The organism is Runella rosea (assembly GCF_003325355.1).
GTDB classification, from domain to species: domain Bacteria; phylum Bacteroidota; class Bacteroidia; order Cytophagales; family Spirosomataceae; genus Runella; species Runella rosea.
In genome coordinates, this window is sequence record NZ_CP030850.1 from 2,192,083 (window position 1) to 2,207,726 (window position 15,644).

Annotated in this window: 14 protein-coding genes and 1 riboswitch; of the genes, 12 read left to right on the forward strand and 2 right to left on the reverse strand. The window is 46.2% G+C overall.

Translation table 11 applies throughout. From position 1 onward, the window contains the following. Positions 1–39 precede the first annotated feature (39 nt). From DR864_RS09350 to DR864_RS09370, 5 genes are all read left to right on the forward strand, one after another. The gene (locus tag DR864_RS09350) at positions 40–1,617 is read left to right on the forward strand and encodes a TolC family protein (RefSeq protein WP_114066709.1); all 1,578 of its coding nucleotides are present in this window, start codon (positions 40–42) and stop codon (positions 1,615–1,617) included. Between the two features lie 147 nt (positions 1,618–1,764). Continuing rightward, complete coding sequence (locus tag DR864_RS09355; RefSeq protein ID WP_114066710.1) at positions 1,765–4,314, forward strand: UDP-N-acetylglucosamine--peptide N-acetylglucosaminyltransferase SPINDLY family protein; 2,550 nt, start codon at positions 1,765–1,767, stop codon at positions 4,312–4,314. 65 nt (positions 4,315–4,379) lie between these two features. Then, complete coding sequence (locus tag DR864_RS09360; RefSeq protein ID WP_114066711.1) at positions 4,380–5,468, forward strand: serine hydrolase; 1,089 nt, start codon at positions 4,380–4,382, stop codon at positions 5,466–5,468. A gap of 1 nt (position 5,469) precedes the next feature. Further along, positions 5,470–5,988, forward strand: a complete 519-nt coding sequence (locus DR864_RS09365) for a hypothetical protein (RefSeq protein WP_114066712.1) — start codon at positions 5,470–5,472, stop codon at positions 5,986–5,988. A gap of 30 nt (positions 5,989–6,018) precedes the next feature. Next, positions 6,019–6,744, forward strand: coding sequence for an ABC transporter ATP-binding protein (locus tag DR864_RS09370; RefSeq protein WP_114066713.1), 726 nt, complete (start codon positions 6,019–6,021; stop codon positions 6,742–6,744). Between the two features lie 100 nt (positions 6,745–6,844). Here the strand turns inward: DR864_RS09370 and DR864_RS09375 are convergent, their stop codons facing one another. Further along, on the reverse strand, positions 6,845–8,251 hold the full coding sequence (locus DR864_RS09375; RefSeq protein ID WP_114066714.1) for a S41 family peptidase: 1,407 nt from the start codon (positions 8,249–8,251) through the stop codon (positions 6,845–6,847). Positions 8,252–8,368: 117 nt separating this feature from the next. Here DR864_RS09375 and DR864_RS09380 point away from each other — a divergent pair, with 117 nt between their 5' ends. The 5 genes from DR864_RS09380 (at position 8,369) to DR864_RS09400 (ending at position 12,236) form a co-directional block, all read left to right on the forward strand. Next, the gene (locus DR864_RS09380) at positions 8,369–9,394 is read left to right on the forward strand and encodes a WD40/YVTN/BNR-like repeat-containing protein (protein ID WP_114066715.1); all 1,026 of its coding nucleotides are present in this window, start codon (positions 8,369–8,371) and stop codon (positions 9,392–9,394) included. 25 nt (positions 9,395–9,419) lie between these two features. Next, a riboswitch (TPP riboswitch) is annotated at positions 9,420–9,512 on the forward strand. 66 nt (positions 9,513–9,578) lie between these two features. Next, a complete protein-coding gene (locus DR864_RS09385; protein WP_114066716.1) occupies positions 9,579–10,277 on the forward strand; it encodes a class I SAM-dependent methyltransferase in 699 nt (232 codons plus the stop codon). A 3-nt stretch (positions 10,278–10,280) separates the two neighbouring features. Continuing rightward, a complete protein-coding gene (locus tag DR864_RS09390) occupies positions 10,281–11,342 on the forward strand; it encodes an AIR synthase family protein (protein WP_114066717.1) in 1,062 nt (353 codons plus the stop codon). Then, positions 11,339–11,998, forward strand: coding sequence for a thiamine phosphate synthase (locus tag DR864_RS09395; RefSeq protein ID WP_114066718.1), 660 nt, complete (start codon positions 11,339–11,341; stop codon positions 11,996–11,998). Before DR864_RS09390 ends, DR864_RS09395 begins: the two co-directional genes overlap by 4 nt. Continuing rightward, positions 11,976–12,236 (forward strand): Trm112 family protein, encoded by a 261-nt coding sequence (locus DR864_RS09400; protein ID WP_114066719.1) that lies wholly within the window; start codon positions 11,976–11,978, stop codon positions 12,234–12,236. Before DR864_RS09395 ends, DR864_RS09400 begins: the two co-directional genes overlap by 23 nt. A 17-nt stretch (positions 12,237–12,253) precedes the next feature. On the opposite strand, the gene DR864_RS09405 is transcribed toward DR864_RS09400, so the two are convergent. Continuing rightward, on the reverse strand, positions 12,254–13,084 hold the full coding sequence (locus DR864_RS09405; protein WP_114066720.1) for a hypothetical protein: 831 nt from the start codon (positions 13,082–13,084) through the stop codon (positions 12,254–12,256). A gap of 74 nt (positions 13,085–13,158) precedes the next feature. On the opposite strand from DR864_RS09405, the gene DR864_RS09410 reads away from it, so the two are divergent. Both DR864_RS09410 and DR864_RS09415 read left to right on the forward strand, forming a co-directional pair. Then, positions 13,159–13,788 (forward strand): phosphatase PAP2 family protein, encoded by a 630-nt coding sequence (locus DR864_RS09410; RefSeq protein ID WP_114066721.1) that lies wholly within the window; start codon positions 13,159–13,161, stop codon positions 13,786–13,788. Between the two features lie 62 nt (positions 13,789–13,850). Next, positions 13,851–15,596 (forward strand): ArnT family glycosyltransferase, encoded by a 1,746-nt coding sequence (locus DR864_RS09415; protein WP_114066722.1) that lies wholly within the window; start codon positions 13,851–13,853, stop codon positions 15,594–15,596. Positions 15,597–15,644: the final 48 nt, after the last annotated feature.

The window sequence follows — 15,644 nt, forward strand, 5'->3', positions numbered from 1 at the left end:
ATACGATTTCAACCCCTGCAAACTGTATTCTTTTACGCCATGATTCCTTTTTCAGAAACTCCGATGCCACCGTCTTTCCCCACCATTCGGCGGTTTTACAGAACTTTTACATTTTACATCTTTCGCGAGGCCGCCCGTGCGGTTTACATTTCTCGGTTCTTAAAAATCATTCTCATTCTTTCCCTTTTCCCCACCTTTTTACTTTCTGCCCAACCGCGTGTGCTTACGCTTCAGGAAGCTGTCGAACTGGGCAAGGCCAATTCGCCGTATTATTATCGAGCAAAGAATACGTACGAACGCAGCTATTGGCGGTATCAGAATTTTAAGGCTAATTTCAAACCACAAATTCGCCTCAATGCCACCGCTCCCACTTTTTTTCGCTCCATCAACCCCGTCACTCAACCCGACGGCTCGATTGAATTTCGACGCGTCAATCAGGCCAATAATTCTGCAGGACTCAATATTGTGCAAAATATCGGGCTCACGGGCGGTCAACTTCGATTCGGAACCGCCCTGCAACGAACCGATAATTTTTTGGCTGGGCAAGCAAGTTTTTTTCTTTCCTCCCCTTTTACCCTTGCTTACGATCAAAACGCCTTGCTGTATAACGAGCTCAAATGGCGCAAACTCATCGAGCCGCTTACCTTCGAAACCGCCAACCGGGGGTATGCCGAAGATATGGAAGACGCTGGCTTAACGGCAGTGGGTTTGTTTTTTGAAGGGTTGGTAGCGCAGGTAGCCGTAGAAATTTCACTAACCAACCAGGCCAATACCGATACACTGTATAAAATTTCCAAAGAGCGATTTTCAATCGGCAAAATCACGGAAAACGAACTGCTTCAATTGGAACTCAATACCCTCAATGCCCAAAATCAGGTCAACGAAGCCAAAGTAAATCTGGAAATCGCGTCCCAAAATTTGAAACGGATCCTGGGTTTGTCCTTGACTGAGCAACTTGTTTATACAATACCGCCCCAAATTCCAACGTTGACCATATCGCCTGAATTGGCATTGACCGAAGCGAGAAACAACCGCAAAGCCTTGATTGACTTTAAAAGCCAACGGCTCGAAGCCGATCGGCAGATCGCGGAAGCTAAAGGCTCCAACAGCATCAATTTCAGCGTACTGGCCAATGTGGGTACCCAACAGACTGGGCAACGTTTTTCGGATGCGTACAGCAACCTGCAAAATCGTCAATACATCGGTGTCAACATTGATGTACCGATTCAGGATTGGGGCTACCGCAAATCACAGATCAAATTGGCAAAAGCCAATCGTGAATTGATTGAGGTGACCGTAAAACAGGAAGAAATTAATTTTGAACAGGAAATTTATTTACAGGCCCTGCGGTTCAATCAGCAAAACAGCCAATTGTTGGTCGCTCAGAAAGCCGACACCATTGCGCATCGTCGTTTGGAGATCACGAAGCAACGCTATCTTTTAGGGAAAATCTCAACCACTGATCTCAACATTGCACTCAACGAAACGGTACAGGCGCGGCAGAATTTTGTCAATGTTCTGAAAACCTATTGGACGTCTTTTTATACCTTGCGTCGCTTAACGCTTTTTGATTTCCAACGTATGGAAAAAATAACTTACGGAGAGAAGCGTTTTTGAATGGATTACAGAAATAAATTTGAATAAAACAGTGGTATGCAGCGTTAGCATTCTATTCATAAACAGCTTTTCAGTAAAAGTATATTCTCTCCTAACTTTTGTATTTTACATTTTTCTGTTCATCATTATTTTGTTTACATACTTTTGATGTCGTCACTTATTTTTTGGAAAAACTGGAATCCTAGTCAACGTTTTCTATACATTACTTCGCTGGGCCTACTTGCTATGGGCCTGATGGCCTTGTTATTTTTTCATTACAGAGGCCTTGAAAACACCGTTCGGTGGGAGGTTTTAAGCGAATTGGACGAGGTGCCTGTGCCGCTTGACAGCCTGACGCTTTCTGAAAATGCGACACAGGATAGTTCGGCAATAAAAGGGCAAGCGACAAAATCACAAATTCTCCTCCCCGGCAAAGCCTATTTGTTGAAAGAACAATTTGTGCCCGTTCAGACCGACCTCCCGGCTTGGTTGGTTTGGGGCTATTGGGGCATCGTGCTTGCGGGCGTGGTGTTGCTTTTGAGTGCTGTTACGGTGCTTTCTCGTCGGTGGTACATTGGTGCAATGATGGCTTTTATCGGCCTGCTGGCGAGTTTGCATTTAGAAGTTCTACAACTTTTCGGTTCTGAAAAAGCCCTAGGCTTCGGCATTGCGGCGGTTTTGCTCGGCGGCGTCAGCTATTATCTACACGCTTTCCGCGACGATATTACGATTGAGCGCCGGATATTTATCTTTACTGCGCTCACAGTTGCGCTGGCGGGATTCCTTTCTTTCTTTTCCAAAACACCGTTTACCGCGCTCACGATTTCGTCTTATTCTTTAGTACCGTTATTAATCATCGCCGTTGTTTTTATCGGATGGTTGTCTATCGAAATCATTGCTGGTTTTGTGTACATCGTTACGCATCCACGCACGGGATTCGGAAAAAGTAGCCTACCCAACTTTTTGTTTATTACAGGTCTGTACCTTTTCAGTGTTTTGCTTCTGTACCTCAAAATAACACGGCAGACCGAAACCAACTTCCTCTATCTTAGCCCTTTTGTGCTGTATTGCGTCAGTCTGGTGCTGGGCATTTGGAGCCTTGCCAAACGAACCGAAACCGCAATACCTTTCCGGGAAGCTGCCGTTTGGCTGTATGTTGGGTTAGGATTAGTCACCACGGGCGTCATGGCATTTGTGTTGTTTACCGACAACAATCCGATGATTGAAGTATTTGAAGATGCCGTTATTTATTCCCAACTGGCGATGGGAACGGTATTTGTGGGTTATATCGGGCTCAATTTCTGGCCTTTGTTCAAACAGAGCAAGGCGGTCTATAAAGTCATGTATAAGCCTATGCGTATTATGCAGTCGCAAGTTTGGCTGATTGGCGTGATGGGCGTTGTACTACTCATATCGCTCAATCGTTTTCACAGCATTGACCAGGCCCGGGCGGGGCATTACAACGCCTTGGGAGATTTGCACACCGCTACCCAAGAATACCTGCTTGCGGAGCAATACTATCAACTGGCGCTTGATTTAGATTTTCAAAATCATAAGTCTGGGTTCTCGCTGGCGTCGCTTGCGTTGCGTCAGGGCGACCGCCTCAGCGCGGGGGCGTACTTTCAACAAGCGTTACACAAAGCCCCTACCCCCCAAGCGTACGCTGGACTGAGTCAGGCGTTGTTGAACGAAAATCTGTTTTTTGATGCCGTTTTTAACCTAAGAAAAGGTCTTCAAACCTTCACCCACAGCGGCGAACTGCACAATAATTTGGGTTATCTCTACACCCGTACTGCTATTGCAGATTCGGCCTATTATTATTTTGAACTGGCCCAACAGCACGCGGTCAATACCGACGTGGCCGAAACAAACCTGTTGGCATTTTGGGGAAAAGCCTTGGCGGCCGTCGATTCGGCCAACGCTTTATCGGCCCTTGGACTTACAAAAAGCGATTTTCGGGAAACCAACCTTTTGCAAAGCACCAAAGCGTCACTTTCTCACGAAGCCAACCGCATTGCGTTGGCCCAATTGGTGGGTGAAAAAACAAAGGTTGAAAAAACTGGCCTCGCCCTAGCAAGCGATTCAGTCTTAAGCGTCAATAATTTTGCGTACCTGTATAACACCAATCAATACGCGCAAGACACTAGCCTTGCTCCTCTTTTCAGAAAATTAATCAATACGGGCAACAACGGCAATTTTTACAATGAGTTGCAGGTAGCCTATGCCTATGCAGAATACAATCGCGATAAAATTGCGGCTTTCGACATCCTAGCCGCCCAAACCGTGGCAGATACCTCCAAAAAGGTAGCCCTAGCCCGCCAAACACTTCAATTTTGGTTATTGAGAGAACGAACCGAAGAAGCCGCCACCGCCAATTTGACAAAAAGTTTAACCACCGAAGCCGACTTTCTGACGGCCCTCCGAAAGCATCCGTTCAGCTTACAGATTTTGCAAAAAGCCACCGTTTTTTTCAATCAGCGAAACCAACCCAAAATTGCATATCAATTCATTTTAAACGCCCTCAGATTTCGGCGTGATTCTCCCGAATTGGTAAAAACATATATTCTTCAATGCATTCATTTACGCCTAACCGACTTCGCCGAAGAGGGTCTTCGTGACCTGTTTGCGCTTACCTCATTTACCGACTATCAATCATTTCTAAAAATCTATCAGTCCCAACGCGCACTCATCGAAAAAGAACGTGGAAGTTTTCAATGAAAATTGTACTTTTACTCATTCATTTTGCCCTATAAACGCTTTCAAATTTAAATAACCCACTTTTTATGTGGAAAGTACTGGCCACTGGCTTAGGTGTCTTAGCTGTATTATTCAGTTGTGTATTTGCTTACTTTTATTTTAAATACTTGCGTTATGAAGAGGATTTTGTAGCTGAATTTTTGCTTAAAAACCCTAAAAAGTGCGCAGTCTTTTGGGTACGCAATGACTCATTATTGGTTGGGCATCGGTCAGACACCCTGATGCCATTAGCGAGTACGGCCAAGACCATCGTTGCGGTTGAGTTTGCTCAACAGGCCTCCGAAGGAAAAATTAACCTTACAGAACGGATTCCGTTAAGCGAGGTGGCACGGTTCTATATTCCTGACACTGACGGTGGAGCGCACCGTGCCTGGTTAGGGAGTTTGAAAACGTCAAAATCAACAGACAACAATACCGCGTCGTTGATAGAGGTTGCTAAAGGCATGATGCAATTCAGCAGTAATGCCAATACCGAGTTTCTGATGTGGAAATTGGGGTTGAACAATATCAATGCCAATCTCACCAAACTAGGCCTCGGTAAGCACCAACCATTGTATCCGTTTGTGTCGGCGCTGTACGTGTGTTCGGATGAACACTCTGCCACGGGGCTAAAAAAAATGCCCCTGTCGCTGTACCTCCAACGCACCAATAAGTATTTTGAATTGCTTAAAGTGGATACCACGGTCAAAGCAAAGTTCAACATGGCCAATGTTCCGCTTCCAGTGCAGCGCATTTGGTCAGACCGCCTTCCTGGCTCAACCGTTCGGGAATACGCGGGATTGATGAAAAAAATAAACAGTCGGACTTATTTTAGCAAAAGCGCCCAAACGGTTTTGGATACATTGATGGAATGGCCCATGCGACTGAATCCAGACAACAAAAAGAAGTTTGTCCATTTTGGGGCCAAAGGCGGCTCTACGGCATTTGTGCTTAATTATGCTCTATATGCCACCGATAAGCAGGGTAACAGAACCGAGATGGTTATTTTCACGAACAACCTCGGTGTTTTTGAACAAACCCTTTTGCAAGCTGAGTTTCAGGTTTTTATCCAAAGAATATTGACCAATGACGCCAACAACAAAGACATACTGTCTATATTGAAAAAACTTAACTAATATGGCATCTTTACCAAGTAAGCTTCAATGGGTGAATGGCGCTTTCAGCCGTGTTACCCAACTAATTGACGGTAAAAAAGTGGTTGGAGAACTAAAACGCGAGCTTTTTAGCTCTGACGTAATAGCACGACTCAATGACACCACGCTCCGTTTTGATGTACGCGGTTTTCTAAAAAAACAGGTCGATGTCTACGACCACAACAACACCATTATTGCCGTTATTGAGCTGCACATGGGCCGAACGGCAACGCTACATCTCAACGGTGAAACGTACATTTTTAAAAAGAATGGTTTTCTGTCTCGCGAGTGGTCACTTATCCACGACCTTCCCGATACTGAGCAAGACCCCGAGGTTATCCATTACACCGCCGTTCGTACTTTTTTCAAAAAAGAAGGCGAACTTGCACTGTTGGAGCCCTCTCCTGAAAGTGACGTATTGATTCTTACGGGATTATTTTTGCGTAACTATTTTGTACGGCGTCAGGCAAAAAAAGCGGCAGTCATCGGAGCGATCAGTTAAGCTATTCATTTCAACAAAAATCACTCAGTCATGAAAATCATCGAAACCTCCCACATTGCCAAACGCTACATCATGGGTAGCGAAGTGATAGATGCCCTCAAAGACGTAACGATTTCGGTCAACAAAGGTGAATATGTGGCCTTTATGGGGCCATCAGGCTCTGGGAAATCTACCCTGATGAACATCATCGGCTGCTTGGACACGCCCACTTCGGGCAAATACATCCTGAACCGCAAGGACGTCAGTGATATGAGCGAAAATGAACTGGCAGAAGTGCGTAACAAAGAAATTGGGTTTGTGTTTCAAACCTTTAATCTACTGCCCCGCATGACCTCGCTCGAAAACGTAGCCCTGCCGCTGATTTATGCAGGATACACCAAAGCGCAACGCACCGAAAAAGCCATGCTTGCCCTCAAAAACGTGGGACTAGAAAATCGCGCGGGTCACCGTCCCAACGAACTCTCTGGGGGACAGCGCCAACGCGTTGCCGTTGCCCGGGCATTGGTCAACGACCCCAGTATTCTATTGGCCGATGAGCCCACAGGAAACTTAGACAGCCGAACCTCCTACGAAATCATGGATTTGTTTGACCAACTGCATTCTAAAGGAAACACCATCGTAGTGGTAACGCACGAAGACGACATCGCCAAATACGCCCACCGCATCATCCGTCTCCGCGATGGTTTGGTAGAATCCGACATGGTTAACCCCAATCCCACAAAAGTCGTTTTAACACCGCAGGGACTAGAGAGCTAAGAAGGAATTTAGATATTAACAATGAAGGGGGTAAGAAGTGATGAGATTTAGACTCAACTTCTTACCCCCTTTGCTTCTCCTTGTTTCTTAGCACTTCAGCTCATTTCAAAAAAGGCCTATCGACAATCATTTCCGTTTCAATCAACGAAGGTCCGATTCTGAGGCGGTCGCTGTCGGGTGTTTCTGAAACGCCTCGGCGGGCGCTACGATTGCCCGTAATTTGAAAGTAGGCTTCCGACAAAAGTGGCTCACGCAAGTCCCCAAAGGCATAAAACGGCTGAGAAATATCTTCCTTAATCAGCACATTCGGGGTAAAGCCTGCCGTGTAGTCGGATTGTCCAGCCGAATTAAAAACCTTAATTACAATCGGCATCATTCCCTGCGGAAACCGATTTTTGGGGTCTTTGATCAGAATAGAGCCCACGTTTTTGCCGACCGTAACATCGCCAATAATAAACACATCCATAAAAGGCTTCAACCCATTAATAACCAACTCACTTGCCGAAGCGGTACGACTACTCACCAACACGTACACGCGCTGTACATTTCCACCGATATTCTCGGTTTTGGGTTGGAAGTAGTTCACATTAAAGTCTTTACCCTGCTTTTTTTCCAGTTCGGGGGTTACGGTTGCGTTGTATTCATCACGGGAAAAAACCGTTTTATCCGTTACGCCTTTGGCGATAAAACTACCCAACGTACGGGCCGTAGACGTATATCCGCCCCCATTATAGCGCAAATCGAGAATGAATTCGTTGATGCCCGCCGCCTTGAATTTACCGAAAATGGTCGCCATCTTTTGGTCGTACAAAGGCTGTTCACTGTTGTTGGGTTTGGAATAAAATCGATTATAAACCAGATATCCAATCTTTTTGGTTCCTTTTGTATAAACCGTATCCAACAGCATCGGGTCTTCCTGCAAAGGTTGCGCTACTACCGTTTTGGTCTGGTCGCCCGACACAAAGGCTTTGTTTTCATAACGCCCCACCGTGTACACGTAGTTCGTACCCTCCGCCAAGAGTGATCCGTAATTATCAACCGTCGCAAGCTGGCCATCTACCGTTATCTTACTGAAAACATCCCCACGCTTAATACCCGCCTTTGCCGCTGGCGAGCCCGGAAATACGTACATCACAAAAGCCGCAATCGTATTGTTGCTGTTGTACAAGGCCAACCGCGCCCCCGTCGTTTTGCTTTCACCCGACAACGAAGATTCCGTTTCTTCCGCATTTTCTAAAAAACGAGAAAAGCGGTCACCGTCTGGACGAGCCGTCTTATCAAACGTATAAAGTAACGAATTGAAAAATGTTTCGGGCGCCAATGATTTATTTTCCAAAGCACCCGCTGGAATTTTGTCCTTCCAGTAGTACCAATAATCCATATTGACCGAAACAAATTCGTTGACCAACTCATCCCCTGCTTTTACGTCGGTTTGCTTACACGCATTCATCCCCGCTAATGACGCAACGATGGCAAAAAGAAGTGTTTTTGAAATTAATTTCTGCATATTTGTTGAGAAGGTTTTGACGTAGAAAAACGTGATAAACTCAAATTTATTTTAAATCCCTGACATGCCCAACTTTACAATCTTTCATTTACTATTTACGACAAATTGTACACCCAAATGTTTTTACGAACCATTATTTTTTCAACATTTTTTCTACCAACGCTCCTTGTAGCCCAATGGATTCCTCAAACCACCCATACAGAAGCGCATTTCAGGGCCATTTCGGCCATTAACGAAAAAACCATCTGGGCGGGCGGTAGCAAAGGAACGGTTCTACACACCACAACTGGTGGTGAAAACTGGACTGTTTTACAGGTACCAGCCGCAGAAAAACTAGACTTTAGGGGCATTAAAGGCCTAGACGAAAAAACCGCCGTGGCCGTCAGTGCAGGTTTGGCCGAAGAAGGACAGGCGCGTATTTACCGCACCAACGACGCCGGCAAAACCTGGACACAAGTATGGCAAACCGATCAAAAAGGCGTTTTTCTGGACGGAATTGCCTTTTGGGACAAAAAAAACGGCCTCATCTTCGGCGATCCCATCGATGGCCATTTATACCTTCTTAAAACCACCGACGGCGGCAAAACCTGGGAGCGCCTCTCCCCTGCTACGCTACCCGCCAATTTACCCAACGAGGCTTCTTTTGCCGCCAGCAATTCAACGATGGTCATGCAAGGAACCAAAAATGTATGGGTTGGCACTGGCGGCGCCGACCGCGCCCGCGTTTTTCGCTCCACCGACCGGGGCGCTACGTGGCAAGTGACCGATACGCCAATGAAAGCCAATGCATCGTCAGGAATATTTGGGCTGCATTTTTGGGACGCAAAAAGCGGCATCGCCGTGGGCGGCGATTACAAAGCCGAAAAACAAGCTTTTGAGAACGTAATCGTCACCAACGATGGTGGTAAAAGTTGGCAAAAAAGCACCCCAACCACACCCGACGGGCTCAAAGAAGCGGTTCATAAATTAAAGAACGGTACATTGGTAGCCGTCGGCCCCGCCGGAAGCGGTTGGTCTAAAGACAACGGAAAAACCTGGCAACCGCTCACGGGAGCCTCCAACGGCCTCCACGCCCTGACCTGCGTGGGCAATACATGCTGGGCCATCGGCGCAAAAGGACAAATCGTGCAATTGTCAAATTAATCCTTTAGATTTACGGCATAAATAAATAGTTGCATCGGGGTGCTTCATTTGAGGCTGAGATTACACCCGTGAACCTGAACCGGTTAGGACCGGCGTAGGAAATGCGTCACACTGAAAACATTCATATCATCCATAGCCACATTTCCCCTTTTTGGGGGAAGTGTGGCTTTTTTTTGTTACAACTATGAGCTTTGAAATCGTCAAAAAAGACCTGACCAACTGGCAAAACCGCAAGGAGTGGTTTTTTAATCGGGAGTTTACCGATACCTACGAACAATGGTACGAAGGCCCTTACAAACGGGCAGAAGTGTGGCAAAAGAAAGTCATCAAACAACTCGTCAAAAAAGACTCCCGCATCAACACCCTCTTGGAATTTGGCTGCGGAACTACGCGTTTTACCCGGTGGTGGCACCAAATCGGCATCGAAGCCTCTGGCGGCGATATTTCGCCTTTTATGTTGTCCCAAGCTGTGCATTTGTTCAAAGGAGATTTGGTCATGGCCGACTCCCACTTCATGCCCTTCAAAGACCACACCTTCGACGCCGTGGCATTTATTACCACTTTTGAGTACTACCGCGACCCAGTTCAGGTGATTCGCGAAGCAGCGCGGGTGGGCAAACACGGCATTGTGTTTGGAATGATGAACCGCAATTCTCCCAAAGTAGCTCGTCGACGTATTCAGCAGGCATTCGGCAAGAATCCTTTTTACGTTACGGCTACTTTCTACACCCCTAATCACCTCATTTCGGTCATTGATGAAGCACTAAAAGGCCGCGAATATAGCATTGAATGGACTTGTACTGGCCTTCCGAAGTGGTTTCCAGTGCAGCAGTGGAGCGTGCCGTACGGCGATTTTTTTGGGCTATACGTAAAACTTTTGTAAACCATGAAAACAAACGAAACGGGAAAAATAACGGACGAAGCGTTTAAAAATCAAATTTTCCCTTACTGCGGTGCCCCCCGCAAAGAGGTGAAAATTGGCCCGCATTTTGGCACCGATATTGCCCTCATTGAATTGCCCAACGGGTACGAAATGGCCCTTACCAGCGATCCACTTTCTTATATTCCAAGCCTCGGTCTGGAAGAATCGGCATGGTTGTCGGTGCATTTGATGGCCAACGACATGGCTACTACGGGCGTAGCGCCGCAATACGCGCAGTTTGTCCTGAACCTTCCTACTGGTGTATCAGAGACTGATTTTCAGACGTATTGGCAACACGTCCATCGCTTTTGTGAGCAAATCGGCGTCGCCATCACGGGCGGACATACGGGGCGGTTTGAAGGCATCAACTCAACCATTGCGGGCGGCGGTACCATGATTGCCGTGGCCGAAAAAGGCAAAATGCTGTGCAGCCAATGGGCGCAACCCGGCCACGACATCATCGTGACCAAACAAGCCGCGTTGATTGCCACCTCTATTTTGGCGCGTAGCTTTCCCAATACGGTCAAAAATGAATGCGGTGTGGCTGTTTTTCAGGAAGCTTCGGAACTGTTTTACCAAACAACCAGCCTGAAAGAAGGGCTGATTGCGTCGGCTTTCAACGAAAAGGAAGGGCCAAGCGTGATGGCTATGCACGACGTAACCGAAGGCGGCATCTTAGGTGCTATCTACGAAATGGCCATGGCTTCTGAGTGCGGTGCAGAAGTAGTAACCGATTCATTACCCATCGGCCACGTTGTTAAAACTGTTTGCGACCTGTTTGATATTGACCCCGCTTATTCGGTAGGAGCTGGCGCAATGATTATGGCCGTAAGACCCGAAAAAACGGCCCAATTGATTCAAAAACTAACAAAAGAAGGGATTCCAGCAACCTGTGTTGGCAAATTTACAACCTCCGAAAAAGGGGTTCAACAAAGCACCCAATCAGGGTATTCTCGCATCATTCCACCCGCAACCGACCCGTACTGGGCGGCTTTTTTCAATGCTTTAACCCAAGGACTTACATGAAAAAACGCAACGAAATAACGGGTGGGGTATATTTGGTCATTGACCCGAGTTGGGATACTGCATTTACCTTGCCTCGATTGGCGCAAGCCCTCCACGCGGGCATCAGCACAGTGCAAATCTGGGACCACTGGCCCGAGGAAACCAACAAAATCGCTTTTATCCAAGACATTACGGCGTTGGCCCACGCCGCCGAAGTACCCGTTTTAATCAATAATCACTGGGAATTAGTAAAAGAAACCGCTTTGGACGGGGTTCATTTTGACCACCCATGCGCCGAAATTGAGGAGATTGAGACCATTATCGGTCGCCCATTTTTGAAGGGAATCACCTGCGGCAACGATTTGACCACGGTACATTGGGCCAATGACCACAAATTTGATTACGTTTCTTTTTGCTCCTTGTTCCCGTCCTCTTCTGCTGATTCCTGCGAAATAGTTGCCAAAGCCACCGTACAGAAAGCCCGAAAGCTGACTAAAATGCCCATTTTCGTCGCTGGAGGAATCTCCTTAGAAAATATTGCTACGCTGCAAGACTGCGGCATCAATGGCGTGGCCCTTATTTCGGCCATCATGAAGTCAGTCAATCCGTTTGAAACCACCCAACAATTCAACACTCATTTTTCAACGTCATCCCATGAAACCAACCCTCGTCCATAAACTCTGCTGTCCGTTTGACAAGCAGGACCTCCAACTCACGATTATTAAACAAGATACCGACCAAAACATCATTGAAGGGCTACTTACCTGCGAAACCTGCCGGCGGTATTATCCAATCGTGTACGGAATTCCCATCATGAACCCCGACGAATACCGCGAGAAGCAACTCGAAGAGCCCATTCTGCAACGTTGGTCGAAGCAGCTGGGGGCGAGTTTTAAAGAGAAATTATTGAAGTAAAATTCAACGAGAGATTCCTACTTTTTAGCAGGAATCTCTCCTAAATCAACCTTGTTGGTGTCTTTGTTCCAGTAAAGACGGTAGTTTTTGCCAGAATCTATTTTGTATTCTTCGCTGGCTTTATCGAGGGTACTCACGCGCATATACACTTGGTTATCAGCCAATTTAAATTCTGCTTTCTTTTTGGATGGCAGAAAAAATGCCTGCCAATTGGTGCGGTCGCCGCTTACTTCATAAGAGACCTCACCGCTCAATTCGTTTTGAATAGAAAACGGATAGCGGTCGTTGATGGGATCTTCCGCCACATCGGCCAAGGCCACGATTTCTACTTTTACCGTCACCAATGGGCCTTTGCCTTTTTTCTTAATTCCCACGTATAATTCTTCTCCCGCGCAGCTTGTACTTAGCACTCCCACGGCACTTTTGGTGCTGTCGATTTTCTGACAAGCCTCTGCCTCCTTTCCAGAATCAAATCGGCTAGCGGCGCTTTTATCAGCAAAGAAATACACCTCTACCCCCACGGCCCCGTTGGGTTCGGCGAGGTAAGGCGTAAAATCAAATCTTTCTTTTGACAACGTATCGGGATTAATGACGCGCAGGCTTTTATAGAAAGTATCGGAGGTATTTACTTTATCGTTCTGATAGACCGTAACCCGGTAAAAAGCCGTTTTAGTACCTTTGGGGAGCGATACTTTAATCGGCTTATTCTTCGCCAAAACCTTGTTTACCATATTATTGGGGCGAAAAACCACGTAGTCCACAATGACTTCCTGAAGCATTTTCTGGGCGGTAGCGTTGATGGTCATCAAAAACGCGCTCAATAGACTAAAGAGGAATATTTTTTTCATAGTAACTAAAAGTTGTAAGCGGATACACAACGTAAAAATGGGGATTTTATTTTCAGACAGGCTATCTTTGCCCCATGAACCTGCTTAAATTACTGCGCATCAATTGGGCTTTTATGCTTCCTTACGGTCTCTTCCTGTTGGGACTTGGCAGCTACCAACTCCTTTATCGTCAGGGCATTATTAGTTTAGAAGTCAATCATTTTTATCATCCTTTGGCCGACGTGTTCTTCAAATACGTTACCCATTTAGGAGATGGGGCTTTTGTGATAGGCGTAGGGCTTATAATGTTGTATAAGTCGCGACCAAAAGGGATTTTGGTTTTGGCCTCCTACGCTATTTCGGGAATTATTGCCCAATTGATTAAGAATTTCGGGTTTCCGAAAGAGCCACGTCCAGCCGAATATTTTTCGGGGATGATGCAGCATCTACACACCGTTGAAGGGGTTGAATTGAGTCATTGGAATAGCTTTCCGTCGGGACATACGACCTCAGCATTTGCATTATTTGCCTTAATTGCGATTTGGGTTAAATCACCGTTGCTAAAATTTTTATGTTTGATAACCGCCGCGACCATCGGCTTTTCCCGCATGTACTTGATGCAACACTTTTTGATTGATGTGTATGTGGGGTCATTATTGGGGACACTGACGGCCTATACCTTAGTTTTAAACAGTCACCGATTCAGACTGACATCGACACTTTAGATACTGAATATCAACACAATACGTATAGAACCCATTTTATTGGCTGATAAACTTACTAACCATTGAAAAACCAATCTTCTATCTCAATCGAAAAACCCTGGGTCGTTGCCCTGCTAGCGGTTGTTTTTTTTGTTCCTTATTTAGGCAACGTCCATTTATTTGACTGGGACGAAATCAACTTTGCCGAATCGGCACGGGAAATGTTGGCCACGGGTAATTATCTGCGCGTACAGATTGATTATCAACCCTTTTGGGAAAAACCGCCTTTGTTTATCTGGATACAGGCATTGTCAATGAAGGTATTCGGTGTCAATGAATTTGCCGCCCGTTTTCCCAATGCTGTCGTCGGAATCATTACCCTACTTACCTTTTATTTTGTGGGCAAACGCCTGATTGACGCCCGATTCGGCTTTTTGTGGGCCTTGGCTTATTTGGGTTCGGTCACCCCACATTTGTATTTTAAGTCAGGAATTATCGACCCATTATTCAACTATTTCATGTTTTTGAGCGTGCTGTACCTAATCGCTCCTTTGAAAAAAGAAAGCCAGTCGAGTGCCTTGCGTTTTTTCCTTGCGGGGATTTTTGCAGGGTTGGCGGTCTGGACCAAAGGCCCCGTGGGGGTGGGAGTTCCCACATTAACCTTGGGTGCATTTTGGCTCATCCGTTATTTTCAGCATCGCAAGTCTAAAGTAAACCCGTCGGACCGGATCTTCTCCCTCAAAAACATTCTCATCTATGGCCTTACGGGTGGGGTACTTACGGCAGGTTGGATGTTGGCCATTATTTGGGAAAGCGGCTGGGCTACGTTTGTGGCTTTTCTGGAGTATTTGTACCGCCTCGGCGCTACCTCCGAAGCCGACCACGGCCAACCATTTTATTATCATTTCGTAGTGGTTTTGATTGGTTGCTTCCCTATTTCAGTACTAGGATTGCCGTATGTAAGTCGAATTTTCACCCCTCTGCTCCAAAAATTAGGCAAGGCTCGGCAGGAAGATGTTACAACCTCTGAAAAGCTTTCTGCCTTTACATTGATGATGCTTTGCCTGTTTTGGGTGGTGATGATTGTTTTTTCAATTGTCACGACCAAAATCGTGCATTATAGTTCCATGACCTATTTCCCGCTGTCGTTTTTGGCAGCTTTGTGGTTGTACCGTTGGCTTAAGAATGAAATTACCTGGCCGCGCTGGATGACCATTTTATTGCTCATCATTGGGTTTATCTTGTCGCTGGTCCTCACCGCCGTACCGCTCATTGGGATGTATTCGGCGGCAGTCACGCCCTACATAGATGATGTATTTGTGGTAGCCAATTTGCAAGCTCCCGTGGAGTGGGCAGGGCATGAATGGCTGTTTGGCGTACTGTATTTCGGTACAATTGTGCTTTCAACCATTCTATGGAAAAGCCGCAAATTATTGGCAGTCAGAACGTTATTTTTCGCTACTGCGCTTTTGTTGTTTGTTTACGGTGCCGTAGTTGTTCCAAAAATTGAAGGCTACACCCAGCGCACCGTCATTGATTTTTACCAGTCCAAACAAGGTCAGGATGTGTATGTTTGGCCCATTGGCTTTAAGAGCTATGCCCAATTTTTTTACTTCAAAAAGCCCACGGGTGTGCGCCTCGAAGCAAGCAACGAAGACTGGCTGTTGAACGGTCCCGTAGATAAACCTACGTTTCTGATTTCGCGCCTCGACCGTGCCGAACAATTCCGTAACCACCCAAATCTGGAACTGCTCAAAGAAGAAAACGGCTTTGTTTTCTTCCGCCGAAAGCCTGATTATGAGAAGATTTCGGAATCACTAAAGAAATAAAAACATTCAAAAGGAAGGCTTTCTAAGGTCTTCCTTTTTTGTTTCCAA

What these genes read in the sequence shown, in the direction of transcription:
- DR864_RS09410 (WP_114066721.1), top strand. Translation starts at nt 13,159, where the DNA reads ATGAACCTGCTTAAATTACTGCGCATCAATTGGGCTTTTATGCTTCCT.
- DR864_RS09395 (WP_114066718.1), top strand. Translation starts at nt 11,339, where the DNA reads ATGAAAAAACGCAACGAAATAACGGGTGGGGTATATTTGGTCATTGAC.
- DR864_RS09350 (WP_114066709.1), top strand. Translation starts at nt 40, where the DNA reads ATGATTCCTTTTTCAGAAACTCCGATGCCACCGTCTTTCCCCACCATT.
- DR864_RS09405 (WP_114066720.1), bottom strand. Translation starts at nt 13,084, where the DNA reads ATGAAAAAAATATTCCTCTTTAGTCTATTGAGCGCGTTTTTGATGACC.
- DR864_RS09375 (WP_114066714.1), bottom strand. Translation starts at nt 8,251, where the DNA reads ATGCAGAAATTAATTTCAAAAACACTTCTTTTTGCCATCGTTGCGTCA.
- DR864_RS09360 (WP_114066711.1), top strand. Translation starts at nt 4,380, where the DNA reads ATGTGGAAAGTACTGGCCACTGGCTTAGGTGTCTTAGCTGTATTATTC.
- DR864_RS09365 (WP_114066712.1), top strand. Translation starts at nt 5,470, where the DNA reads ATGGCATCTTTACCAAGTAAGCTTCAATGGGTGAATGGCGCTTTCAGC.
- DR864_RS09380 (WP_114066715.1), top strand. Translation starts at nt 8,369, where the DNA reads ATGTTTTTACGAACCATTATTTTTTCAACATTTTTTCTACCAACGCTC.
- DR864_RS09390 (WP_114066717.1), top strand. Translation starts at nt 10,281, where the DNA reads ATGAAAACAAACGAAACGGGAAAAATAACGGACGAAGCGTTTAAAAAT.
- DR864_RS09400 (WP_114066719.1), top strand. Translation starts at nt 11,976, where the DNA reads ATGAAACCAACCCTCGTCCATAAACTCTGCTGTCCGTTTGACAAGCAG.
- DR864_RS09355 (WP_114066710.1), top strand. Translation starts at nt 1,765, where the DNA reads ATGTCGTCACTTATTTTTTGGAAAAACTGGAATCCTAGTCAACGTTTT.
- DR864_RS09370 (WP_114066713.1), top strand. Translation starts at nt 6,019, where the DNA reads ATGAAAATCATCGAAACCTCCCACATTGCCAAACGCTACATCATGGGT.
- DR864_RS09385 (WP_114066716.1), top strand. Translation starts at nt 9,579, where the DNA reads ATGAGCTTTGAAATCGTCAAAAAAGACCTGACCAACTGGCAAAACCGC.